This is a genomic window from Barnesiella sp. An22, from assembly GCF_963931395.1.
Lineage (GTDB): Bacteria > Bacteroidota > Bacteroidia > Bacteroidales > Barnesiellaceae > Barnesiella > Barnesiella merdigallinarum.
On the sequence record NZ_OZ007014.1, the window covers coordinates 1,705,924 to 1,728,458 of the forward strand.

Consider the following 22,535-nt stretch of genomic DNA (forward strand, 5'->3'; position numbering starts at 1 on the left):
TCTTTACTGTTTTAATGGGTTATTGATTGTTGTTCTGATAAAGCATCAGTCCGTAGCCTGATTTGAGGTGTACCTTCTCCTCGCGCATCTTTTTGGAGATGTACTGCGACACGCCCTGTATGGCCCCTCGTCCAAGCTCGGAGAGAAACTGGTCGCCTGCCGACTGGTTGGTGATGGAGATGGTCGTGCCGAGATTCTGTCCCATGTTGGCGGCCACTTCCCTTACCGCATTCGCTTCCGTCGAACCGGGAATGAATATCCCGGCCTGTCCGTCACTGTCCAGCACGGTCAGTTCCACGGGAATGACATTGCCGTCATATTCGACCTGCAGGATTTCAATGCCAAGCCGCTCGCCCTGGATACGTCCCTCACCGGTCAGCAGGGTATTGCGGGGAAGCACATGTCTTCCCACACGCATAGCCTCCAGCAGCCTGAGACGCACGCTTTGTCCGCTGATAATGGTCTGGTCGCCATGCACGCAGGCCCGTATGGTATTCCTCGCCATCTGTGTCCCGGCACTGCCCACAGCCGTATGGAAGCCAATATCAGCACCGGAAAGCAGTCTCGCGAACTGTACCGAATCGGTAAGAGGCTGAGGAAGGGACGACACGACCGGAGAGGACACCAACCCGACGGGAACGGCTTTCGCCTTCCTCTCCCTTGAGGGACTTTCCGTCTCCTGACTGTCCGCTGTTCCCGTGCTGCCGCCCGAAGGCATATATTTGGCGGCAAGTTCATAGGACTTCTCCAGCAGAGCCACCTGTTCCTCGTAGCTCGGTCCGGCCGTCTGCGCTGCGGCAGCCTGTCTGAGCTGTTCCACCTCTGCTTTCAGGGCTTCCTTTTCCGGGTCTTCCTCAGGACTCTCGTAAAAACTACCGAGAGTGGCGTTGATGTCGTTGTAAGCCGAGGCTGAAGAGGCGAAGGCTCCCGTCCTGCCGTTTCCTCCTGAATGGTACGCACGGCTTTCATTTTCACTTGCAATGTCCTGCGCCGGTTCTGTTTCCGGGACATTATCCTGTCTGTGTCCATCGGTCAGGGCGGAGAAGTCGGCCAGCGTACGCTTTTTCTCCTCCTGCCGGCGAATCATGTCCGCCTGCTCATAGGCAGCTATCTTGTCCGCCTCGATACCCGTACCCCTCGGGTCGGGAAGTTCGGCATTGAAGCCCGTCTTCCTTTCCGCCTCCTGCCTCTCTTTTTCGGACGGGGCGAAAATCAGCCACATACACCCGAGGAACAGGAGGAACATACCGGTGAAAACCAGATATTTCCTGATTTTCTGCTTCTGTTTCAATTTTTCTGCATCCGTACTCATAATCTTACTTGTTGAACTGGTTAAAAAACTCTTCCATCTCACGGACTTTCATATCGGAGAGGGTATCCGCAGGCACAAAGTCGGGAACCTCAAGCGGGGTTATCCTGATGATGTCCTGCCGGGCATCCTCCCGTCCGATGTCATAAATCGCACGGAAAATCATGTAGAAATTCACCAATGCGAAAAGGGAAACCATCACGATGACGGCGATTGCCCTCTGACGGGGTGTGAGTCTGTCACAAAGGCCGCGCAGCCTGCCCCCGATACAATCCTTGAACTTTACATACATTTTTCTCATACATACATTGTTTTATCTGTCATACATTCTGATATCCCTGTTCTCCAGCACGTGGAACCCTTCCAGGATGAACCCGTGCGGATTGTTGTCACTGCGGGTGGAATTCCGCAACCTGCCATGCGTGACAAGGCTGCGTTCCGTCACGCTCTTCTCACGGATGATGAAAAGGCGTGCGTATGTCATGACATCATACGGATAGGTGTTGAAGTCGCATTTCACGCTGTCTATCTCGATACGCTGGCTGACATTGCCCGAAATTATTCTATTGTAATAACCCTGTTCGGCCAGATCCCCGTAATGAGAATAGGCGGAACGGTCACTCAGGAACATGGCACGCTGCACGTTCCCCTCGATGGCACTCTTGTCAGGGGCCAGCGTGAAGAACAGCTCATGGAAACGTCTGACATGTTCCCTTGCCTCTACGGGACGGTTCTGCTCCAGGTCCTGCGAGAGGGCGAGCATGAGCGACTTCCCCTCATCCAGCACATAGATCTTCTGGCGCTGGGCTTCGGCAAAACTGTATGCCTTCCACACGGAATAGCCCACAAGCAGGGTGCAGACACCCAGATAGACTATTCCGAACAGACGCAGATGCCGGAAGCTGGTCTCGATATTTTTCAATGATTTGAATTCCATTCTTATTCGTTTTATGATTGTTACTTGATTAGTCTTCCGGCCACATTTCCTACAGTAGCACCTGCGGCACCGCCCACAATGGAGCCTGTCTTGGAAGCAGCCTGATTCACGTTCTTGCCGTAATTTCCTGCACCTCCACCGGCCTGAACAATCCAGTTGGCCACGGTCGGAATCGTGAAATACCCGATGATGCCGATAATCAGGAACGTGATGTACACGGCATTGGAACTGTCCGGAATGAAGTTGGGGTCGGACAGCTGCTCGATGTCCCTCTGAAGCATCAGGGTCTGTATGCGTGCCAGCACGCTGCTGAAAAGATCAGAGACGGGCAGCCACAGATAGATGCTGATATAGCGAACAAACCATTGGCTCAGCGAGGCCTGAAAGCCGTCCCAGCACGAAATGGCAAAGGAAATCGGTCCGAGAATGGAAAGGACAATCAGAAAGAATGTCCTTAGCGTGTCCACCACAAGCGCGGCCGCATTGAACATCAGTTCCAGCAGCTCACGGAAAAAATTCTGCACGGACTTCTTCATGTTGTACATGGCACGGTCCACATCCATACCGCAAGCCTCGATAGCGTCCAGAGCTCCCAGTTCATCCAGTTTGTTGTCAAAAGCCTCCTTGTCCACCAGGTAGGCCGTCTCGGGATTCCTCCGCATCGCCTCAATCTCTAGCTTGTCCTTCTGCTGCCGATACTCATTCATGTCAAAGGTTTGCGTCTCCAGAATCCTGTGCGTTCCGGTCACGACGGGTGACAAAATGCTGTTGAGCGTACCCAGCACGATGGTCGGAAAAAACATGATGCAGATACCCAGAGCAAACGGACGCAGCAAAGGGAACACGTCAATAGGTTCGGCCCTGGCCAGTGACTGCCAGACACGATACGCCACATAAAAGAGGGCTCCCAATCCGGCAAGGCCCTTGGCCACGCCGGTCATCTGCGAACAGAGCGGCATCATGTCCGTGTACAGACTTTGCAGGATCTGGTGCAGATTGTCAAAATTCACAGCCAACAATACCATAAGCAATCCTCCTTGAAATTACCAGTAGCGTTCGTTGGGTGAACCGTACAGAGCCATCACACGGTCAAGATCATTCTGTTTCTTGGCACGCAGGTACGACACGCCGATGTTCTTGTTGGTATAGTACTGCACCAGACTGCGGTATTGCAGCATGTCGGTATAACAGCGGTCGATGATGTCCATACGTTCCTTGTCGTTCATCGAAAGGCCGTTCTCGTTGACCACCGTCTTCAGGTCCGTCAGCAGATTGGCACTCTCCTCCAGCAGCTTCGTGTAGCCGAGGGCGATGGCACTCAGTTCCTCAGGGGTGAAATAAGGGTCACTGAGCATACGCTCATAACTGGTCACATAAATTTCCGTGATGTCGCCGACCATCAGGATGGTCTGCTGCACCTTGCGGGCATCGCGTACCAGATTCTTGACCTTCCTAAGGCCATCATAATACTCCTTGCCTTGCTTGTAAATCTTGACCGTCTCCTGAAAATTGTTGAGCATGTTGCCAGCCGTCGAGGACGTGTGGACGATGTTCTTGGCGGCATTGATGATGCCCTGGGCAAGATTCCCGGGATCGGTCACTACCCATTGGGCGTGTGCCCTGCCTGCCGAAAGGAGGCAGATACAGCATAAGGCTGTCAGAATTCTTTTCTTCATGTCGTTAATCTTTAATGGTTGATAAATCTTTTCCGTTAGTTCAGAGTCCCATCTTGCGGCCTTTCGGCTTAGGACGGACGTTGATGTGCGGTTTTCTCCGCAGTGTTGTTTCCGAAGAGACCGTGCGGGCAGGCCTGATATTCCTGAAGAACTCGTCCGCATAGGGACGTCTGCCGGTCATCCTGACAAATCGGGCATCCAGTTCCCGGTAAGCCTTCTCCGCCTGTTTCCGTATCACATCCTCCGGACTGCTCCTGTCAATGCCGTATTTCACAAGAAAATCCGGGCGGATATGTATCGGGGCATGTACGGAACCCGGCGAGGCGGCAATACTGCCCAGCCTCTCCAGTTCCCCGTTCAGCTTGTCAAGGTATTCAGCTGGAGGACGGGGACACACACTTTCAAAAATCTTCTCCACCGCGTGTGTCAGTCTTGCATCCACCTCCAGAATGTCGGGTACTTCCCCCGTCTGCCTCTTCCGCAGGTATTCGTCAGGAGCCATCCCTTCAAGCTGATGGAACAGACGGTAATCCTCCGTGAGTCCGTAATACTCCTGTATGGAAAGAGGAATATTCCAGCCCTGCATCAGGGACCAGTAGAGGGATGACACGACCTCACGGCGTTTGCTTTCATTAGATTCCAGATCGCTATACATAGATTCAGAAGTTTAATGGGTTGATAAATGATTTCACTTTTTCCTCTTGCTCTCGGCCAGCTGCTTGATTGCCAGCTCGATATTGCCACCCAGCTTCCGGGTAAGCCGCATTACTTCAAGCTTTTCCGTCTCCTCGGTCGTATAGGTGTAGTACTCTTCCGGCGAGACCTCGGTGGCATAGACCGCCGACTGTGTTCCGCCAAGACCTATCCACACTTCCTTGTACTTGCGGGACGGGCTGTTGGCCATGTTGATGGAGAGAATCTACACTAGATCGCGTGTTGTCAAACCCAGCAGGGACTGGATTTCATCGAACTTGTTGACATACTTCCTCTGGTCCAACAAAATCTTGCAGTCGCTGTTGTTGATGATGGTTCCCTTGACGATGGGTGACGAAATGATGTCTTCCACCTCTTGGGTAACGACAACAGCCTCTCCGAAAAACTTTCGGACGGTCTTGAAAAGGTACTTCAGATATTCCGCCATACCTTCCTTGCTGATGGCCTTCCATGCCTCCTCCAGCAGAATCATTTTGCGAATACCTTTCAGCTTTCTCATCTTGTTGATGAAGGTTTCCATAATGATAATGGTGACAATCGGGAACAGTACCTTGTTGTCCTTGATATTGTCCAACTCAAAGACAATGAAGCGTTTGGACAACAGATCAAGCTGCTTTTCGGAGTTTAACAGATAGTCGTATTCGCCACCCTTGTAATAAGGTTCCAGCACATTCAGGAATCCCCACACGTCAAAATCCTTCTCCCGTGTACGCTTGGTCTTCAGGATTTCCTGATACTCGTCGCGGATGAACTCATAGAAGGTGTTGAAGGACGGAACCACGGTACTGTCCGTGCGTATCTTCTCCAGAAAGAGATTGACCGCGTTGGAGAGCGCCACCTCCTCGGCACGTGTCGGCGGCTCGTCATCACGTTTCCACAGAGTAAGGATAAGCGTCTTGATGGACTCCTTTTTTTCGATATCAAAAGTACCGTCCTCCACGTAGAAAGGATTGAAGGCTATCGGATCGCTCTCCTCATAAGTGAAATAGATGCCGTCCTCGCCATGCGTTCGGGCATGGATAAGGCTGCACAGTCCCTGATAGGAATTTCCCGTGTCCACCAGCAGCACATGCGCTCCCTGTTCGTAATACTGGCGCACCATGTGGTTGGTGAAAAATGACTTTCCGCTGCCCGAAGGTCCGAGAATGAACTTGTTGCGGTTGGTAATCGTACCGTTCTTCATCGGCAGGTCGGAAATGTCCAGATGGACAGGCTTTCCGGTCAGACGGTCCACCATGCGGATGCCGAACGGCGAGAGCGAATCCTTGTAGGACGTTTCCCCGATGAACAGACACAGGGCCTGCTCGATGAAGGTGTAGAAGCTTTCCTCAGACGGAAAATCACCGGCATTGCCGGGAATGCCCGCCCAAAAAAGTGTCGGCACATCAACCGTGTTATGGCGGGGCTTGGCCTCCATCAGGGCAATCTGGCTACCCACATCATTCTTGATACGCTTCAGCTTCTCCCGGTCGTCGCTCCATGCAAAGACATTGCAGTGCGCACGGATGGAAGTGAGTCCCTTGCTGTGCGCCTCGTTCAGGTATTCCTCAATCCATTCACGGTTGATCTGGTTGGAGCGGCTGTAACGGGACAGCGAGTGCATGTTGCGGGCGGTCTGCTCGAATTTCCTCAGGTTCTCCGCCGAATCGTCTATGAAGAGATACTGGTTCACGATATGGTTGCACGTGAGCAGTATCCCTATCGGTGCGGCAAAGGACAGGCGGCAGTCACTGCGGTCCGTGGACAGCCGTTCATAACGGCTGTCCGTACCCACGGATGACGGCAAATCCTCAGTTTCAGAAAGGGTATGCAGACAGAGCACATTGTCGCCGACCTTCATTTCCCCGGCTCCGAGAGTGATGTCCTGCAGGCTGGTCGTATCTTCCTGCGAAAGCGAAAAATACTTTTCGATAATGCCCGCGGAGGTTTCCGTACCGGTAATCTCTTCGTCCGTCAGCCTGACCATGCGGAGCAGACCGCTGTCGTTCACGATACGCTCGAACTGCCCACAGCATTCCAGGAAGCGTGCAACGGTATCCTTGTCCTGCATCTCCTTGGGGATGATAAACCCGCGCGTGAGGGCATTGAAACTGCTTGTCGTGCGGCTGTGTTCCTTCGTGGTCTTAGTCAGGAACAGATAGCAGGTATGGTTCAGGTACGGCCGTTCGTTGAAATGCCTTTCAAAGCTTCGGCTGAGGAAACTCAGGTCATCCCGGCAGATGTCAGGTCTGTAACTCTCCTCGATGAAGATATCCTGCTTGTGGACAATGCTGTAGTTCGGTAGAACCCGGACAGCCTTCGCCCATGTGGAATGGAGGGCCTCGTACTCGGCGCGAGTCAGCGTGAACACTTCCGGCAGCTCCAACCTGTAGGCCACGGTAATGTCGGCATCCTTGCTGATGATGCACCCGTGCTCGACGGCCATCAGCGGAAACCGGCTTTCCAGTGTGGCAGCTTTCATTACATTTCTCATACATTACGTTTTTTCGGGGTTGGACAAATCAACCGGAGGAAACCCTTCCGGTTGATGATGTAGCGGGGATGGCGGCGCAGCGCCTGCAATTTCATCAGTCCCCATTCACCGTATTTCGCGTTCAGGCGGAAAGTCACCCAGACAAGCACCGAAGCGCAGATGACACCGAAGCCGATACATACCCACTGGTCGATGCCTGCCATGTACATGATGACAAACAGGACGAACAGGGCGAGCAGTCCGCCGGCGAAGATGAACAGGTACTGGCTTTTCAGCCCCTTGAACTCAGGGCTGCGGCCGATTCCCTTGTTGATAGGATACTCCGCCATAATCAGAGGAAGAATGAACGTAAGATTGTGGCGGCTACGATTAAAAAGATGCAGGCGCCGAACCAGCTGGCTGCCGTCTTGGAGGTGTCGGGATCTCCCGAGGAAAACTTGGAATAGACCTTCACGCCTCCGATAAGGCCGACCACGGCTCCGATGGCATAAATCAGTTTGGTTCCCGGATCGAAATAGGAAGTGACCATGTTGGTGGCTTCAGTGATACCGCTGATACCATTACCCTGGGCGAAAGCCCCTGTCGTTGCAAGCAGCATCATGGCTGCAAAAAAGAATCTTTTTTTCATGTGTCGAAACTTTTAATTGGTGAGACAAAAAATGATTTCGACCACGAATATATAATGCTTAACTCATTGATTTACAACATTGACGATGCGTGACATCGGGTGTCATTACGTTACATCGGCAGGGGAATTCCGACGACGAAAAACAATGGAAAAACGGCCTTTGATTCTTCCGGCAAAGGTAGCCCGTGCCTTTACGGAATCTGCAAGGCAGGCCGTTCCGGTTGTCCTGGAGAAAATCATCCTCGCTGCGCTTGCGGTATTTTCTCCCGACAAGCCTTGCAGTATCCAGGCACGGGACAGAAAAGCCTGCAAGAAATCAAACTCCGGCATATACCGGAAACATGTAGAACAAAAAACAGAACATCATGAAACAGGAAGAAAAAAAGGTAGCGGCATTCACGGGACACCGGAAGCAAAGACTGATGCAGGAAAACAAGGACTACCGGAACCTCAGCGAACAAATCAGGGGAAAGGTCATAACTATGATAAAAAACCTCTATGAAGAAGGTTTCAGAGAATTTTATTCGGGCATGGCAGAAGGGTTCGACATGATAGCGGCTGAAGCTGTCCTGCAACTGAAAGAACAATATGAGGATATGACACTGGTGGCTGCTATCCCTTTCAGAGCCCAAGCCGAATGGTTTGACCCGCAAGACCAGCTGCTTTACAGGGAACTGCTTAAGAAGGCTGACCGGGTAGTGATGCTTTCAGAAAAATATTACAGGGGATGTTACCTGCGCCGTGACACCTATATGGTCAGCAGGGCTTCAATGGTAATAGCATATTGGGACAACGTGTGCAACGGAGGTACATACCATACCGTGAAAAAGGCCGTGGAAACTGGACGGGAAGTCATCAATCTGTTTACTGGAGAAGTGATAACGGACATAACTGCATTGCAAAACAATCATGAACCAAATAAACCGAATATAAAATGGACAGATTAAAAAATAGAAACTTATGAAATCAAAGGAACAGATTACAATCCCTGACCATACAGGGAAAAGAGAAACACGATTACTCGCTTTTGTATGGAACTGCGGTTTTTTCAGCAGAGACGTTTCTGATGAGAAAATCATTGAGATGTGGAGGAAATCCCCCGCCAGAAGTCTGGATGATCCTGAAGACGAGACATTCTACGATGTGGAATGTCTGACACCCGATGAACTGGCTGGACGAATCAATGACGAGTCTTTCGCGCATACGGAGGATTACGTACGTTTCATCAATGTCAGTCCCGACCTTTTGTACCCGGATAGGAAATAGGATATCCACCGTCTCATATCGCATACCCCCACTTCCCCCTAAATATAAAAAAGGGAAAGCAGGGGTATGAAACTAAAGTTATCCTGTATGTATCACTCTTTCAGATTCAACCAGAATCTCCTTCATCTGACCGTTTCAGGATGGCCACGTTTGAACTTCCTGATCACGCATACTTGTCTATATCGAAAGGCTCTTCTTCCTTACTGTCTTTTCTTCCTGATACACCCTTCCGGTTTCCCAGATACTTGTCAAGCAAACCGTTCACCTTCTCCAGATTGCTCAGCTTGTCGGTCAGGAAAGCCAGTATCTCCGTTTCACTCAGTTTGTAATGGATGGTTCTTGCGGCACGCAGGGCTTTCTGTTCGTCAACAATCCCGGATGTAAGTACCTCCGCCACGTTGTTTATTTCCTCGATTGTCAATGCTGTGTTGAAATCCGGGTCGGGTTCGGCATCTACGGGAGCCATCAGCTCCTCACGTTCTTCTTCAGTCAGTCCTTTATTTCCCAGCTCCACATCATCAGAACCGATATCCTTGTCTTCCTCCAATGGAATTTTCTCCATCGGCTCGGAACGGGTTGGAGTCATCCTTGAAACTTTCGGATCTTCCAGATAGATGACCTTTGTCTTGCCTATCACATCATCGTCATCCGAAGAAGAGGACGGAACAGTCGTTTCGGTTTTTCCTTTGGACTTATCCGTTTCTGGCTTTCTGCGCCTTGCCTTTCTGCGGGCAAGACGTTCCGCCTCTTCCTTGCGTTGTCTGCGGTATCTCCACACTCTGACACGGGCAATCCGCATCAGCCTTAAAATGAGGTCCCATATTCCGTACATACGTCTGTGGAAAATGAATGTCCACAAATGGCACAATATATAGACAGCACATACTGCCTTTACGGTAAAATAAACTATCGCAGTCATAATTATAAAGGTTTGGTGATACATTCCGTGTACAGCTTTGACATCTCATGCTCGTATTTCTTCAAATGTTCATCTATAATCCTGTTTACAAAACCGGAAATGGGCACCTCAGGAGCGGTAACTGCCAGAAAACGCTTGATGTAGGCATAACTCTCCCGATTGATATATACTTGTATCCGGTTGCCTACAGGATAGCTTACCAGATAGGAGGATTTATAAGAACCGGTTCCCGGAGACTCGGAAGCAGATAAATCTTTCAATATCTCAAACGTAATCCCGGATGTATTGTCATCCCTGTTGTCCGGTTTTGTCATGTCTGCTGTTTCAACAGAAACATCGCAGACATCCTTTCCGTTTTTCCTGCCCTTGGACAGCCTACGGAAAATAAACAATGACAATCTGTAAACAGTGTAAATGCAGCAACAGGCAACAATGGCCTGAAAAATAATCTGTGTCATAATCAAAATGGTTTTAATGGTTTATAATACTCTTTGTTATACAATTCGTTGATTTCGTCCCAGTGTTTCTGCAGATGGTCCACAAGGATATTGCTGATAAAGCCGGATATGCTCATCTCCGGAGCGATGACAGGCAGTACCCGTTTAATGCACTCGGCCACTTCACGGTTGATATACACATGGGAACGGTTTGACGCGGGTATGTTGACCAGAAACCTTTCCCGGTATCCGAAGGTTTCATCCTTTTTCCTTTTGGGCTTCTCCACGGCGGGCTTTTCCACTGGAGTATCTGCCGGTACGGTTGCAGCGGGACTTTTCGCTTCCTGATGTTCCACGGACTTTTCTTTCGGGGCGGGGCTGTCCTTGCCGAAAACAGGTATGTCGCCGACAATGATTTCCTTCAGGACATCTTCGTCCACCTCAACGATTTTCTTTTTCATGACTGTCCAAGTTTAAGTTTGACCATAAGCTCTTCCGCAAGTTCCACCAGACCGCTGCCTTCCAGTTGTCTGGCTGGAGGCGGCAGCAGCGTGCAACGGAAAAAGGCACGCTTGGCATGGGTTATCTCCTTTTCATAACGGCACAGGTCAGGAAGCGTGCTGTCAAGGACTGTCAGATGCAGCTCTCTCATGACCTCCGAATATGACCTGAGAATCTCCACATTGGTACGTTTTTTCAACTTGTTCCAGAAAAAGAAGATGTCCTTGAGTAACGGAGTATTTTCCATCTTCTTGATATGGTCAAGTACAGTCGTGGCAAAGGACAGTGTACTCTGCATCACAATCAGGTCCGGAACGGTGGGAGTAAGCACGTAATCCATATTGACAATCGTACGGAATACCCCGGTGGACTCGACCGTTCCGGGAAGATCCACGAAAATAAGGTCGTAATCCCCGCTTGCCGCAATCGCATCAGCCGCCTCCCTTGCCTTTTCAGCGGTGGAGCCTACAATGGGATAGGCCTTTTTCTGCACTTGGTTCCACTGCTGTTTGATCAGTTGCCGGTAATAGGCACTGTTGGAAACAGCTTTTTTGTCACGCTCCCTCATACGTACGAGACTGTGTTGGGGAGAGTCACAATCAACGATAGCCACGTTCAGTCCCTTCTCGAAATGGAAGTAACTGGCAAGTACTACGGACAGGGCCGATTTCCCGACCCCTCCTTTCTGGTTGCTAATCGCAACGAACAAAGTTTCTTTACTCATAAGTCTTTCTTTTTAATTGTTATTGAATAAATACCGGTGTCATCCACTAATCCGTGAATCCGCAGACGTTTCTTTCCAACCATCCAAATCCGCATCCATTAACGGTATCATCCAGTGTCATAACCTTTGATGCTACTGTTACCGCATCTTTCCGACATCGCTTCCATCCGCGGTCTGTCTGTTGGTCATGACAATCCGTCAACGGTCCCGTCCGATATTGCTTCCATCATCCCGACCGTTACCGGAATCATCGGATAATATGACCATTATTCCGCTATCAGAAGGCCGGTTGCAACCGTCCGCACTGCAAATAAAAAAGGATTTTCCCGAATAATCGCCATCATCCGGAGACGGTGACGACCCTTGTCATCGTATGACATCTTGTTACATATAACATGCTGTTTTATAGGTAGATATACCGCCGTAACTTTGCCACCGACAACGGAATGGATGCCGGATGGAGTTATCCCGAAGCCGAAGAATGAGGCTGAAGGTCAAAACTCAATTTGACTTCAGGCAAATTCATGTTCAAGCGAACATAGCAAGTTGTGTTTTGAGGCACCCGAAATAAATTCGGGCACTCAAAACAAACTTGCCGCTCGCCTGAAGGCTCGGGAGGGATTTCCTCCAAAGTCGGAAATCCATGACGGAAAATCAGCAACAGAAAATCTCAATGCGTATGGAAGAAAACAGTAAAAGAAAGACAAGAAAAGGTGCGGGACGGAAGCCGAAAACAGACCCGGCGGTACACCGCTATGTAGTACGGCTGAACTCGGAAGAGAACGGCCACTTTGAAATCCTGTTCCAGAAATCTGGACTGAAACAGCATTCCAAGTTCATCAAGGCGATGATTTTCGGACGCGAAATGAAGGTGGTCAGAATCGACAAGGCGGCGATGGACTACTACATCAGGCTGACTAATTTCTACCACCAGTTCCAGGCCATCGGCAACAACTACAACCAGACGGTGAAGGCAGTCAAGTCCAATTTCGGCGAGAAACGGGCGTTCGCCCTGTTACGAAATCTGGAGAAAGCTACCATTGACCTGGTGGTACTGAGCAAGCGGATTGTCATGCTTACCCGGGAATTCGAGGAGGAATACCTGATAAAAAGAAGGAAGGAGGAACAGTAGAATGGTGGCTAAAATCAACCGGGGTGTATCGCTCTACGGGGCGGTCATCTACAACCAGCGTAAAGTGGACGAGGCAACCGCCCGTATCATCGCGGGCAACCGCATGATTACCGACCTCACCGGAAATCTCCACAATGTCATGCAGCAGACGCTGTGGGCTTTCGAGAGCTACCTCGCCGCCAACAGAAATACGGAGAAGCCGGTACTGCACATCTCCCTAAATCCCTCGGTGGACGACCGCCTCACGGACGGGCAGTTCGCGGAACTGGCACGCGAGTACATGCAGAAGATGGGCTACGGCGACCAGCCCTACATCGTCTATCTGCATGAGGACATCGACCGCAGGCATGTCCATATCGTCTCCACCTGCGTAAAGGAGAACGGCGAGAAAATCAGTGACGCATACGAATGGAACCGCTCGATGAAAGCCTGCCGGGAACTGGAAAACAAATTCGGGCTCAAACCTGTGGCAGACAAGCGGAATGAACTGCTGGCACCGTATCTAAAGAAAGCGGATTACCGGGACGGGGACGTGAAACGTCAGGTCGGCAATATCCTCAAGAGCGTGTTCACCGCCTACCGCTTTCAGACATTCGGGGAGTTCAGTGCCATGCTCTCATGCTTCAACATCGAGGCCAAACAGGTTCGGGGAGAATTTGAAGGCTCACCTTACAACGGCATCGTATATACCCTGACGGACGATGCGGGCAGGCCGGTATGCACGCCCATCAAGTCTTTGCTCATCGGCAAGCGCTTCGGCTACGAAGGGATAGAAAAAAGGATTGCCGTCAATGTCCGAGATTTCAGGAACCGGAAGTGGCAGCCGAAAATCCATGATGCCGTCACGCTGGCCATGCACAGCTGCCGAGGAAACCGGGAAGATTTCATCCGGCTGCTCGGGGAAAAGGGCATTGACGTGGTGCTCAGGGAAAACGAGGAAGGCCGTATCTACGGCGTGACCTTCATAGACCACAGGAACCGTGAGGTATATAACGGTTCCCGTCTGGGCAAGGAGTTTTCCGCCAACGCCTTCGAACAGCTTTTTAACAGGCCGCAGGAATTTCCGGAGCCGGAATCCACCGGACAATATGCCTCCACACGGGAGAGCCTTTCCGACAACATGGAAAGCGCCATCGAGCAGGCTTTCGGAATATTCAGTCCCGACATCAACGGACCGGACCCGCAGGAGGAGGCACTCGCCCGCAGACTGCAACGCAAGAAAAAGAAGAAACGCCGTTCACGCGGCATATCCTGATTGTTAATTACCAACCATCAAAATTTTTACAGTTATGCAACAAGAAGATGATTTAAGAGGACTGGCCAAGGTCATGGAGTTCATGCGTGCCATTTCCATCGTGTTTATTGTGATCCATGTCTACTGGTTCTGCTACAGCGCATTCGTGGATATGGGCATCAACATCGGAGTCGTGGACAGGATTCTGCTGAACTTCCAGAGGACGGCAGGACTGTTCAGCAACCTGCTCGTGACGAAAGTGTTCGCCTTCATATTCCTGGGACTTTCGTGTCTGGGTACGAAAGGTGTCAAGAACCAGAAGATGACGTGGCGGAAAATATACGCCGCCTTCCTCGGCGGCATCGTCCTGTTCTTCATGAACTGGTGGATGCTCGACCTGCCGTTCAGTACGACAGTGAATGCTACCGTATATACGCTGACGCTCACCGCAGGCTACATTCTCCTGCTTATGTCGGGAATATGGATCAGCCGTATGTTGAAACACAACCTCATGGAAGACGTATTCAACACCGCCAACGAAAGTTTCATGCAGGAAACAAGGCTTATGGAAAACGAGTATTCCGTCAACCTGCCCACGAAATTTGTCTATCAGGGCAAGGAATGGGACGGCTGGATCAACATCGTAAACCCGTTCAGAGCCTCTATCGTACTGGGAACACCAGGCTCCGGAAAGAGCTATGCCGTGGTGAACAACTACATCAAACAGCAGATTGAGAAATCCTTTGCCATGTATATCTATGACTACAAGTTTCCGGACCTTTCGGAGATAGCCTACAACCATCTGCTCAAGCACAGACAACATTACAAGGTCAAACCGGAATTCTACGTCATCAATTTCGACGACCCCAGACGCAGCCACCGCTGCAATCCTATCAATCCAAAATTCATGGCAGACATCAGCGATGCCTACGAAAGTGCCTATACCATAATGCTCAATTTGAACAAGACCTGGGTGTGACCTGGAAAGTCACGTAATTGATTGTTAAACAACAATGTATATTGTAAGATTTAACCCGCTGTTCCGTCAGCGGTAGCCTACTATAAGGTGCATCTCCAGTGATGGGTTGTGCCAAGCTTATAGGACAAAGTACACTTTCCGAAAGGACAAGACTGAACCGTGAGGGAAAGTCAAGGGTGGTTAGTATCATACCGCCAAGTGGCGAGGCTGGATAGCATGGTTAACGTAAGTGAACTGACTTTAGCCGTCGTAAGGTTTGAAGGAGCGCAAGATACTTTAGCTCTCACCAAAAGGTAAGCAGTCGGATAACCCTTGCCCATGTTAGGGTTACACGGACACAGAACTGCCGGCGGACTTGGCAGAACCTAAACTATCCGTTTGTCAATTACGTGGAACAGGGCAAGCCTGTATCTCTCTCGTAAGAAAACGAGTAAGCAAACCGCAAGGCAAGCCGAATGGGGTGCAGGTATGAGATAACGGAAAAAGCGAACGCCATCCTGTAATGGGGTGGATACGGATTGAATCGACATCACGGGTTGCTGTTGGTGACATCATCCGACACGAAAGTGGGCAGACTTCCGTATATGGTAACTCTTTACAAGATAACTTATAGAACTTTCAAAAGGAGGAAAGCAAATGAACGAAACTAAAACATCGTGTGCGCCTGCTGACAACAGGAATCAGACTTGGGACAGTATGGACTGGTCCAAGTGTGAAACCTATGTCCGAAAGCTACAAGCGCGTATTGTAAAGGCTCAGAAAGAAGGCAGACATAATAAGGTAAAAGCCTTACAATGGATGCTTACTCACTCTTTTTACGCCAAGGCATTGGCGGTAAAGAGGGTTACTTCCAACAAAGGGAAGAATACGTCTGGAGTAGATAAACAGCTTTGGGATTCTCCCAAGCGCAAGTACAAAGCAATTGATGAACTCAAACGCCGTGGTTATAAACCTCAACCGCTCCGTAGGGTTCATATCAAGAAAAAGAACGGCAAACTTCGACCGTTGGGAATACCGACAATGAAAGACAGAGCGATGCAAGCATTATACCTAATGGCTTTGGAACCGATAGCCGAAACGACAGGCGACCGTTTTTCCTATGGTTTCCGCAAGAAACGTAGGACAATGGACGCTATCCGTCAGATTGACACGGTTCTAAACCGCCAACATTCCCCCGAATGGATTTTGGAGGGAGATATTAAAGGCTGCTTCGACCACATCAGCCACGACTGGCTTCTTAATCATATTCCTATGGATAAGACGATACTCAGAAAATGGCTGAAATGTGGAGCTGTATTCAATGGCAAACTGTTCCCGACAGAAGAAGGTACACCACAAGGAGGTATCATATCACCGACACTTGCAAATATGGCACTTGACGGACTTCAACCACTCTTGGCTGAAAGATTCAAAAGACGTTTCATCAACTATAAGACATTCCACTACAAAGTGAATCTTATCAGATATGCGGACGATTTTATAATCACAGGTCGGGATAAGGAGCTTTTGGAAAACGAGGTCAAACCTATAGTAATAGAATTTCTCAAAGAAAGAGGTCTTACTTTATCCGAAGAGAAAACTACCATTACAAACATATACAAAGGTTTTGATTTCTTAGGTTTCAATATAAGGAAGTTTGGCAAAAGGCTATACACGTCACCGTCAAAAGAGGCACAGAAACGCTTTAGAACTAAAATCAGTGACATCGTTAAAGGACATAAAACGTGCAAGCAGGAATCGCTGATACGAATGCTCAATCCTGTAATTACAGGCTGGGGAAATTACTACCGATATGGTGCATCAACCGCTGCTTTTCATGATTGCGACTACCACATTTATAACCTCACGAAACAATGGGCTTTACGCCGTCATCCGAAGAAACGCATAACCTGGGTGGCAGGCAAGTATTGGTATGAAATTCGGGGGCGTAAATGGACATTTGCATGGAAATATGAATCAAAGAACAAGAAAGTAAATTACTTGACTCTTAAAAGGTTGTCGGATATACATTATACTCCGTATAAACAAATCAAGGGTGAAGCAAATCCTTTCGACCCTGACTATGATGATTATTTCTCTCAGCGAAAGGAACAACAAATGCTGGAATCTCTCAAAGGACGTAAGTCTCTCTTATATTTATGGAACAAGCAGAATCGGACATGTCCGTTATGTGGAAAAGTTATAGATTGTACGAAAGCATGGAACGTCAACGAAATACATGTTAACGGTTCGATTGTACGACAACTTGTCCACAACAACTGCTACAAGCAAAATAAACGAAAATGTTGAAAGTATGAGCCGATTTCTAATAACAAATAGGAATATTGAGTTGCTTGAGCCGTATGAGGGGAAACTCTCACGTACGGTTCTTAGGGGAGGAAGAGGCAGCAATGCCTCTGACTTACCCGATATACAGAAACAGGGTGATTTTTTCGTGGAGTCACCGATTATCCTGCTTGCCGCAATCATTTGGTATTTGCGGATTTACAAGGACGGAAAGTATTGCACGTTCCCTCATGCAATCGAATTTCTTAACAAGCCGTATGCCGATATCTTCACGATTCTTACCTCTTATCCGTCCCTCGAAAACTATCTTTCCCCCTTTATGGACGCATGGCAAGGCGGAGCTCAAGACCAGCTCCAGGGCCAGATAGCAAGTGCGAAAATCCCTCTTTCGCGAATGATCTCGCCACAGCTTTACTGGGTGATGACGGGAGACGATTTCACCCTTGACCTGAACAATCCCGAACACCCCAAAATCCTCTGCGTGGGCAATAATCCGGACAGGCAGAATATCTATTCGGCGGCTCTCGGCCTGTATAATTCGCGCATCGTCAAATTGGTGAACAAGAAAGGACAACTGAAAAGTTCCATCATCATCGACGAGCTTCCGACCATCTATTTCCGTGGTATCGACAACCTGATTGCGACCGCCCGAAGCAACAAGGTGGCCGTCTGTCTCGGCTTCCAGGACTTCTCGCAGCTTGCACGTGACTACGGCGACAAGGAGGCGAAGGTTATCCAGAACACGGTGGGCAACATCTTCAGCGGACAGGTGGTTGGAGAAACGGCAAAATCACTGTCGGAACGGTTCGGCAAGATTCTTCAGCAGCGGCAGTCCATATCCATCAACCGTCAGGACACTTCGACTTCCATCAATACGCAGCTTGATTCCCTGATACCGGCCTCCAAGATAGCCAACCTTTCGCAGGGTACGTTCGTGGGCAGCGTGGCAGACAATTTCGGGGAAGAGATAGACCAGAAGATTTTCCATGCCCGCATCATCGTGGACAGCGCAAAGGTATCGGAAGAGATGAAAGCCTACAAGAAAATTCCTGTCATCAACGAGTTCAGGGACGCGGACGGAAACGATATCATGCAGCAACAGATTGACCGCAACTACTCGCAGATAAAGGCGGATGTCTTGCAGATAATAGAAGAAGAAATGGAAAGAATAAAAAATGATCCGGAGCTGAGACACCTCATCCCGCAGCAGGAGGGAGAAGAAAACAATGACTGAAAATAAAGAAAAAGGGAGACCGCTGTTTTATTTCCGCCTGCAAAGGTCGTCCCGTGCCCGCTGGATTGTGCAAGGCCGGGCCCCTCCGTGGTTTGCTGAAAAAATCATCCTCGCACGAGTGCTCCGGTATTTTTTCGCAAAGCCTTGCGCAATCCGGCACGGGACAGAAAGGCAGGCAAGAAATAAAATACCGGCTTGACAAGCCGCAGATGTCTAACTCAAAAAAATGAAAGATATGAGCAGAAGCAACTTCACCCCGATGGAAAGATTCCATGAGATTCTAAACGGACACGGACTACAGGCCATGAACGTAGGTATAAATCATATCCGCATCTTTAGGGACGGCCGGAAAATATTCGACTACTATCCGCTGAGGATGAAACTCTTCGACTACCACAACTGGTACCAGCTTACCTATCCATCCTTCAGCAATGGCGACGGGAAATGGGAACAGGAACTTCAGGAGATAATCGGCAGACTTTCCGCCGCATAAACGGTATGCTATGGCAGCGCACATGAAAAAGACGGAATGGGACAATATTCCCGAATGGGCCATATATGCCCTGGAATACGGAACGGAAGAGGACGGCAGCCTGAACGAAGAGGAACGGGCCATGATTGAAAAATTTGTCGGCACACATTTCCCGAAAGGATACACGATGAGCGTGGATTGGGACGCCTGCAACGAGTTTGACCGCTATCCCGCATTTGGAGAGCCTTGCAAGACCTGCAAGGTTCTTTTTGTTTCACCATAAATACACAGAAAAATGAAAAGAATGACACTGAGCGAATACCTCGCTGTCCCTGAAAATTACCGGGGAGTATGGACTACCGAACGGTGGGACATTCCCGATTGGGTAAACTTAAGAAAAAAACACATGGGAAAACGTACCCTGATGGTATATGACAAAGGCACGTGCCTGCTTGTCGAGGGGCTGAGTCTTGAAATCGTGGATGACAGTTCCTGGAAGAAGCCGGAGGAAATCAAGAAGGAAATCCGTGAAAAATATCAGGATTACCGTACTGAAAAGGGACATGAACCGCATTTTCTCGAATGCATCATACGCTGGAATGACACCTTGGAGACGCTGGAGACAAGAATAGCACTGGACATGGATTCCGATACTGAAATGGACGATGAAATCTTCTTCTACTGCGATACACTGGACAGTCTGCTGTCGCTTACTGACAAAAGCGGGGAAGATTTTGTCATAACAGGATGTTTCAGCTTCGGTGAATATGAAGAACTATACAGGCAAAATAAAAAGAGAAGAGAGGGTGCATCAAATATATTGCAATTTGATACACTCTCAAAATTCAGAGGTTGAAAATGCGCTCTTATTGTTAACAATCAATTAGGAAAAAGAATTTTCCTCTTAATGCATATGGAATGATAACAGTTTTATAAAGTATAACATAAAAAAGTATCCCTCCAATTACACTTATCGGTAATATGCTATATATTACATAGTTATGTATTGTTCTATTGTATTTCGAATGTTTGTACTTTTCTAATATAGAATTGGTTTGCCTAATATACTTTATCAATGAATGCATAAGCATTAAAATAGCATATACTAAATATAACATTAAAGTCATATTATTTTTGTCACTCTCGAAAAATGCTATTACAATCCCCATAATGGGGAAACACAAAAAGAATTTAACAGAAGTTATAAATAATATACTATTTACTATGGCACAATCATTTTTTCTCTTGTACCATACATACATTCTATAATATATATAATCCATTCTCACCACTTTAACAAAGCTCCGTTATTTTTATCAAAATTATCATCGATATAATAATCTAAATGTTCACCTATAGAATTACCCGTAAATAATGTCACCATTCTTTGAATGAGTAACTTCCAAATGAGAGAATCGCATTAACAGTTTTTCCAAATCTTTCTTATCCATAATTGTTCTTTTATCTTGTTATGTTCCAGTGCCTTTAATAATGGGATTGTGGCTATTGTATGTCCATGCGCCTATATAAACGATGGACATTATTTTATTTTTACAAAGAAAATTTTATATACATCAGATATATTTCTTTGAGAGTAATGTGGGGTCGCAGAATTGATATATAGTATAGAATCTCCGTTATCATAATAAGGAATCCCGAATTGGTCAACAATATTATTAGAATAAATCAATTTACACCACTCATCCATGCCTCCAACTTCCCATATACCATGAGAAGCTGCCATAAAAGGCACTGGGAAATTCAAAGAAAAGGTCATATCTCGATTGAAAGTCAGTATTAAATGTTTGTACTTATCTATTGAATCCTTATAAGCGCCAAGTTCCGTGCGATATATATCTAATTTAGGGACAGTCGTTTAATTCCGTCATTATGAGTCAATCGGCAGACTGTCCCGGTAATTTTTCCGATCGAACTCATCTTTTTATATTTTCGGCTCCGTTTCGGAGCCCCTTTTTTCATTTTTGGACCCAACTGGAGCCAATACTCCAGTGAAAGGGCCGTTTCTCACTCACCTCGAACATCAGGCAGCCTGAGCAATTTCGTTGACTTCCCGCCGGACGAGCTGTACTGCATTCGCCGTGTGGATGCCAAAGAAGATGTACAGGATTTCGGTCAACTTCGTCCTTGCCTTGATGCGTTTCAGGCCATAGTGTTCCTTCTGCGTTCCGAACGAGCCTTCCATCCTCGTTGCCCTCACCCTCGCCAGCTCGTTGCGGATGATGTCGTTCTCTTTCTTTTCCAAGGACGGACGGCCACGCTTGACGAATGACGTCTGTATTCCTCTATCCTTGCAGTACCCCCTGTTGGCGCTGCCGGCATAGCCTGCATCTCCTCCGACCTTCTTCGCCTCCACACCGAAGAGCTTTCGGTGCATCTTCAGGCAGTGCGTAAGCCTGGTTCCCTCGTTGAAGGCATTGAATGACAGCTTCTCGATGAATGAGAGTCCGTCAACCTGGATGTTGTTGCACTTCGCACCGAACTCTACGCTCTTCACTTCCTTGCCTCTCACGATTGGCCTCACATACGGCTTGCTGATGCTCACTATCCTGTCCTTGACACTCTCGCGAGGATTGTTGTTCTCGAAGTGGGCCTTCTGCTGGCGGTACACTCTTGTGATGATTTCAATATCGCTCTTCTGTCTGGCTGTCAGCAATTTCTCCGCGCCTGCATTCTCCCTCTCCAGTGTGCGGGTCTCCTTCAGTATCTTCCCCAAAAGGTTGAGCAGGCGTCTGGTCAGTTTCCTGGTCTGGACTTTCGTATGCCTGCGCCGCTTCCTGTACGACAGGTTGGCCTTCTCTACGTCTACGTACTTCGTCCTCGGACGGTGCACATTCAGCTTGGCACTCAGAGTGCACATTATCTCATATGACTTCTCTATTCCTTCCCACAGAAGCTTCGCATCCGTAGGATAGCGCATCTCGCTCTCGTAACAGGTCGCATCCGTATACATCGTGTCCAGGTCCTTCATGTACGGTTTCCAGGCTCTTGCCAGTATCTCCTGCTGCTGTTGGATCTTCAGCCCGCGGGCCAGCTCCGAAAACACGTCGTCCAGAAGTTTGTAGTTCGTCAGAGGATGCATCGGGTCTATTCTCACATCGCAGAAGAGCTGATAGTGGACGTTGCCGTTAAGATGCTCCATCAACTTCGGGCTGCTCAGACCTGTGTACATCTTCAGGAACATCAGCGCAACCTTGCCCTCCGGGGTGAAGTATGTTTTTCGCCCTTTCTTCGCTCTCATGCTCTTGCTTATCAGTCCAAAGTTCTCTGCCATCTCACCAAGCGGCAGCCTCTTCCTGATTTTTCCCAGCTCGCTAGTCTCGAACGTCCGCCTATACAATTCATAAAAATCGAACTCCGTGAAAGGAAGATCGGGTGATATTTCAGAGAAATTTTGTACCTTAGCCATGCAGATTAATTTTTGCGATACCTCCAAATTTGGCTTTTCTAGGGCAATTGGAGGTATTCTTTTTATCTTTAGCTAAGATACAAATTTTATATTACATTGGCAATCAATTCGTTATAAAGTTTTATTCTTTTTACGACAGTCCCTAATTTATATTCGCCTACGATAATTCGTTTTTTATCCATTTTAT

General features: G+C 48.5%; 23 protein-coding genes and 2 pseudogenes. 10 read left to right on the plus strand and 15 right to left on the minus strand.

Annotated features, from left to right (window positions below):
• Positions 1–19: 19 nt before the first annotated feature.
• The 9 genes and pseudogenes from traM to ABGT88_RS06900 all read right to left on the minus strand — a co-directional run bounded on the left by traM (position 20) and on the right by ABGT88_RS06900 (position 7,737).
• Positions 20–1,312: a conjugative transposon protein TraM gene (gene traM, locus ABGT88_RS06860; protein ID WP_346701185.1), complete on the minus strand. Its 1,293-nt coding sequence runs from the start codon at positions 1,310–1,312 to the stop codon at positions 20–22.
• A gap of 4 nt (positions 1,313–1,316) precedes the next feature.
• Positions 1,317–1,610: a TraL conjugative transposon family protein gene (locus ABGT88_RS06865; RefSeq protein ID WP_057254215.1), complete on the minus strand. Its 294-nt coding sequence runs from the start codon at positions 1,608–1,610 to the stop codon at positions 1,317–1,319.
• A gap of 12 nt (positions 1,611–1,622) precedes the next feature.
• On the minus strand, positions 1,623–2,246 hold the full coding sequence (traK, locus tag ABGT88_RS06870; protein WP_029426967.1) for a conjugative transposon protein TraK: 624 nt from the start codon (positions 2,244–2,246) through the stop codon (positions 1,623–1,625).
• Between the two features lie 20 nt (positions 2,247–2,266).
• Complete coding sequence (traJ, locus tag ABGT88_RS06875; RefSeq protein WP_346701187.1) at positions 2,267–3,271, minus strand: conjugative transposon protein TraJ; 1,005 nt, start codon at positions 3,269–3,271, stop codon at positions 2,267–2,269.
• 18 nt (positions 3,272–3,289) lie between these two features.
• Positions 3,290–3,922, minus strand: a complete 633-nt coding sequence (locus ABGT88_RS06880; protein WP_055172651.1) for a DUF4141 domain-containing protein — start codon at positions 3,920–3,922, stop codon at positions 3,290–3,292.
• Positions 3,923–3,962: 40 nt separating this feature from the next.
• On the minus strand, positions 3,963–4,577 hold the full coding sequence (locus tag ABGT88_RS06885) for a hypothetical protein (protein WP_346701189.1): 615 nt from the start codon (positions 4,575–4,577) through the stop codon (positions 3,963–3,965).
• A gap of 33 nt (positions 4,578–4,610) precedes the next feature.
• A pseudogene (locus tag ABGT88_RS06890) lies at positions 4,611–7,109 on the minus strand (TraG family conjugative transposon ATPase).
• Positions 7,106–7,438: a DUF4133 domain-containing protein gene (locus ABGT88_RS06895; RefSeq protein ID WP_072545503.1), complete on the minus strand. Its 333-nt coding sequence runs from the start codon at positions 7,436–7,438 to the stop codon at positions 7,106–7,108. Before ABGT88_RS06895 ends, ABGT88_RS06890 begins: the two are co-directional and overlap by 4 nt.
• Positions 7,439–7,440: 2 nt before the next feature.
• Entirely contained in the window at positions 7,441–7,737 is a 297-nt protein-coding gene (locus ABGT88_RS06900; protein WP_072544864.1) for a DUF4134 domain-containing protein, read from the minus strand.
• A gap of 365 nt (positions 7,738–8,102) precedes the next feature.
• Between ABGT88_RS06900 and ABGT88_RS06905 the strand changes: the two genes are divergently transcribed.
• Positions 8,103–8,684, plus strand: a complete 582-nt coding sequence (locus ABGT88_RS06905; protein ID WP_204970460.1) for an SLOG family protein — start codon at positions 8,103–8,105, stop codon at positions 8,682–8,684.
• A 13-nt stretch (positions 8,685–8,697) separates the two neighbouring features.
• A complete protein-coding gene (locus tag ABGT88_RS06910) occupies positions 8,698–9,003 on the plus strand; it encodes a hypothetical protein (protein WP_072544865.1) in 306 nt (101 codons plus the stop codon).
• Positions 9,004–9,166: 163 nt separating this feature from the next.
• On the opposite strand, the gene ABGT88_RS06915 is transcribed toward ABGT88_RS06910, so the two are convergent.
• From ABGT88_RS06915 to ABGT88_RS06930, 4 genes are read right to left on the minus strand one after another with little or no spacing between them, the layout of a single operon-like run.
• Positions 9,167–9,922 carry a DUF4122 family protein gene (locus ABGT88_RS06915; protein WP_083535697.1) on the minus strand — a complete coding sequence of 252 codons (756 nt, stop codon included), beginning with the start codon at positions 9,920–9,922 and terminating at the stop codon, positions 9,167–9,169.
• 2 nt (positions 9,923–9,924) lie between these two features.
• Positions 9,925–10,380, minus strand: coding sequence for a DUF3408 domain-containing protein (locus ABGT88_RS06920; RefSeq protein ID WP_072545505.1), 456 nt, complete (start codon positions 10,378–10,380; stop codon positions 9,925–9,927).
• A 2-nt stretch (positions 10,381–10,382) separates the two neighbouring features.
• Positions 10,383–10,820 carry a DUF3408 domain-containing protein gene (locus ABGT88_RS06925; protein ID WP_072545506.1) on the minus strand — a complete coding sequence of 146 codons (438 nt, stop codon included), beginning with the start codon at positions 10,818–10,820 and terminating at the stop codon, positions 10,383–10,385.
• The gene (locus ABGT88_RS06930) at positions 10,817–11,584 is read right to left on the minus strand and encodes a ParA family protein (protein WP_072545507.1); all 768 of its coding nucleotides are present in this window, start codon (positions 11,582–11,584) and stop codon (positions 10,817–10,819) included. The genes ABGT88_RS06925 and ABGT88_RS06930 overlap by 4 nt, the downstream gene beginning before the upstream one ends.
• A 673-nt stretch (positions 11,585–12,257) precedes the next feature.
• Between ABGT88_RS06930 and mobA the strand changes: the two genes are divergently transcribed.
• The 8 genes and pseudogenes from mobA (at position 12,258) to ABGT88_RS06970 (ending at position 19,777) form a co-directional block, all read left to right on the plus strand.
• Entirely contained in the window at positions 12,258–12,716 is a 459-nt protein-coding gene (gene mobA / locus ABGT88_RS06935; RefSeq protein ID WP_072544866.1) for a conjugal transfer protein MobA, read from the plus strand.
• Between the two features lies 1 nt (position 12,717).
• On the plus strand, positions 12,718–13,971 hold the full coding sequence (mobB, locus tag ABGT88_RS06940) for a conjugal transfer protein MobB (protein ID WP_346701193.1): 1,254 nt from the start codon (positions 12,718–12,720) through the stop codon (positions 13,969–13,971).
• A 34-nt stretch (positions 13,972–14,005) separates the two neighbouring features.
• Positions 14,006–14,926 (plus strand): annotated as a pseudogene (locus ABGT88_RS06945) (YWFCY domain-containing protein); the annotation flags it as partial.
• Between the two features lie 639 nt (positions 14,927–15,565).
• Positions 15,566–17,218, plus strand: a complete 1,653-nt coding sequence (ltrA, locus tag ABGT88_RS06950; RefSeq protein ID WP_346701195.1) for a group II intron reverse transcriptase/maturase — start codon at positions 15,566–15,568, stop codon at positions 17,216–17,218.
• 4 nt (positions 17,219–17,222) lie between these two features.
• Positions 17,223–18,449, plus strand: coding sequence for a TraM recognition domain-containing protein (locus ABGT88_RS06955; RefSeq protein WP_346701197.1), 1,227 nt, complete (start codon positions 17,223–17,225; stop codon positions 18,447–18,449).
• Positions 18,450–18,684: 235 nt separating this feature from the next.
• Positions 18,685–18,942: a hypothetical protein gene (locus tag ABGT88_RS06960; RefSeq protein WP_346701199.1), complete on the plus strand. Its 258-nt coding sequence runs from the start codon at positions 18,685–18,687 to the stop codon at positions 18,940–18,942.
• Between the two features lie 10 nt (positions 18,943–18,952).
• Complete coding sequence (locus tag ABGT88_RS06965; RefSeq protein ID WP_289543203.1) at positions 18,953–19,204, plus strand: DUF6926 domain-containing protein; 252 nt, start codon at positions 18,953–18,955, stop codon at positions 19,202–19,204.
• 12 nt (positions 19,205–19,216) lie between these two features.
• Complete coding sequence (locus ABGT88_RS06970) at positions 19,217–19,777, plus strand: hypothetical protein (RefSeq protein ID WP_346701201.1); 561 nt, start codon at positions 19,217–19,219, stop codon at positions 19,775–19,777.
• Between the two features lie 684 nt (positions 19,778–20,461).
• On the opposite strand, the gene ABGT88_RS06975 is transcribed toward ABGT88_RS06970, so the two are convergent.
• Both ABGT88_RS06975 and ABGT88_RS06980 read right to left on the minus strand, forming a co-directional pair.
• Entirely contained in the window at positions 20,462–20,665 is a 204-nt protein-coding gene (locus ABGT88_RS06975) for a hypothetical protein (protein WP_346701203.1), read from the minus strand.
• A 297-nt stretch (positions 20,666–20,962) separates the two neighbouring features.
• Positions 20,963–22,348, minus strand: a complete 1,386-nt coding sequence (locus ABGT88_RS06980) for a transposase (RefSeq protein WP_346700154.1) — start codon at positions 22,346–22,348, stop codon at positions 20,963–20,965.
• Positions 22,349–22,535 lie beyond the last annotated feature (187 nt).

Excerpts from the sequence above, each read along its gene's own strand:
- ABGT88_RS06960 (WP_346701199.1), top strand. The coding sequence starts at position 18,685 with ATGAGCAGAAGCAACTTCACCCCGATGGAAAGATTCCATGAGATTCTA.
- traM (WP_346701185.1), bottom strand. The coding sequence starts at position 1,312 with ATGAGTACGGATGCAGAAAAATTGAAACAGAAGCAGAAAATCAGGAAA.
- ABGT88_RS06925 (WP_072545506.1), bottom strand. The coding sequence starts at position 10,820 with ATGAAAAAGAAAATCGTTGAGGTGGACGAAGATGTCCTGAAGGAAATC.
- ABGT88_RS06915 (WP_083535697.1), bottom strand. The coding sequence starts at position 9,922 with ATGACTGCGATAGTTTATTTTACCGTAAAGGCAGTATGTGCTGTCTAT.
- traK (WP_029426967.1), bottom strand. The coding sequence starts at position 2,246 with ATGGAATTCAAATCATTGAAAAATATCGAGACCAGCTTCCGGCATCTG.
- ABGT88_RS06930 (WP_072545507.1), bottom strand. The coding sequence starts at position 11,584 with ATGAGTAAAGAAACTTTGTTCGTTGCGATTAGCAACCAGAAAGGAGGG.
- mobB (WP_346701193.1), top strand. The coding sequence starts at position 12,718 with ATGGTGGCTAAAATCAACCGGGGTGTATCGCTCTACGGGGCGGTCATC.
- ABGT88_RS06920 (WP_072545505.1), bottom strand. The coding sequence starts at position 10,380 with ATGACACAGATTATTTTTCAGGCCATTGTTGCCTGTTGCTGCATTTAC.
- ABGT88_RS06970 (WP_346701201.1), top strand. The coding sequence starts at position 19,217 with ATGAAAAGAATGACACTGAGCGAATACCTCGCTGTCCCTGAAAATTAC.
- traJ (WP_346701187.1), bottom strand. The coding sequence starts at position 3,271 with ATGGTATTGTTGGCTGTGAATTTTGACAATCTGCACCAGATCCTGCAA.
- ABGT88_RS06965 (WP_289543203.1), top strand. The coding sequence starts at position 18,953 with ATGGCAGCGCACATGAAAAAGACGGAATGGGACAATATTCCCGAATGG.
- mobA (WP_072544866.1), top strand. The coding sequence starts at position 12,258 with ATGCGTATGGAAGAAAACAGTAAAAGAAAGACAAGAAAAGGTGCGGGA.
- ABGT88_RS06980 (WP_346700154.1), bottom strand. The coding sequence starts at position 22,348 with ATGGCTAAGGTACAAAATTTCTCTGAAATATCACCCGATCTTCCTTTC.
- ABGT88_RS06955 (WP_346701197.1), top strand. The coding sequence starts at position 17,223 with ATGAGCCGATTTCTAATAACAAATAGGAATATTGAGTTGCTTGAGCCG.
- ABGT88_RS06880 (WP_055172651.1), bottom strand. The coding sequence starts at position 3,922 with ATGAAGAAAAGAATTCTGACAGCCTTATGCTGTATCTGCCTCCTTTCG.
- ABGT88_RS06900 (WP_072544864.1), bottom strand. The coding sequence starts at position 7,737 with ATGAAAAAAAGATTCTTTTTTGCAGCCATGATGCTGCTTGCAACGACA.
- ABGT88_RS06885 (WP_346701189.1), bottom strand. The coding sequence starts at position 4,577 with ATGTATAGCGATCTGGAATCTAATGAAAGCAAACGCCGTGAGGTCGTG.
- ltrA (WP_346701195.1), top strand. The coding sequence starts at position 15,566 with ATGAACGAAACTAAAACATCGTGTGCGCCTGCTGACAACAGGAATCAG.
- ABGT88_RS06975 (WP_346701203.1), bottom strand. The coding sequence starts at position 20,665 with ATGGCAGCTTCTCATGGTATATGGGAAGTTGGAGGCATGGATGAGTGG.
- ABGT88_RS06905 (WP_204970460.1), top strand. The coding sequence starts at position 8,103 with ATGAAACAGGAAGAAAAAAAGGTAGCGGCATTCACGGGACACCGGAAG.
- ABGT88_RS06895 (WP_072545503.1), bottom strand. The coding sequence starts at position 7,438 with ATGGCGGAGTATCCTATCAACAAGGGAATCGGCCGCAGCCCTGAGTTC.
- ABGT88_RS06865 (WP_057254215.1), bottom strand. The coding sequence starts at position 1,610 with ATGAGAAAAATGTATGTAAAGTTCAAGGATTGTATCGGGGGCAGGCTG.
- ABGT88_RS06910 (WP_072544865.1), top strand. The coding sequence starts at position 8,698 with ATGAAATCAAAGGAACAGATTACAATCCCTGACCATACAGGGAAAAGA.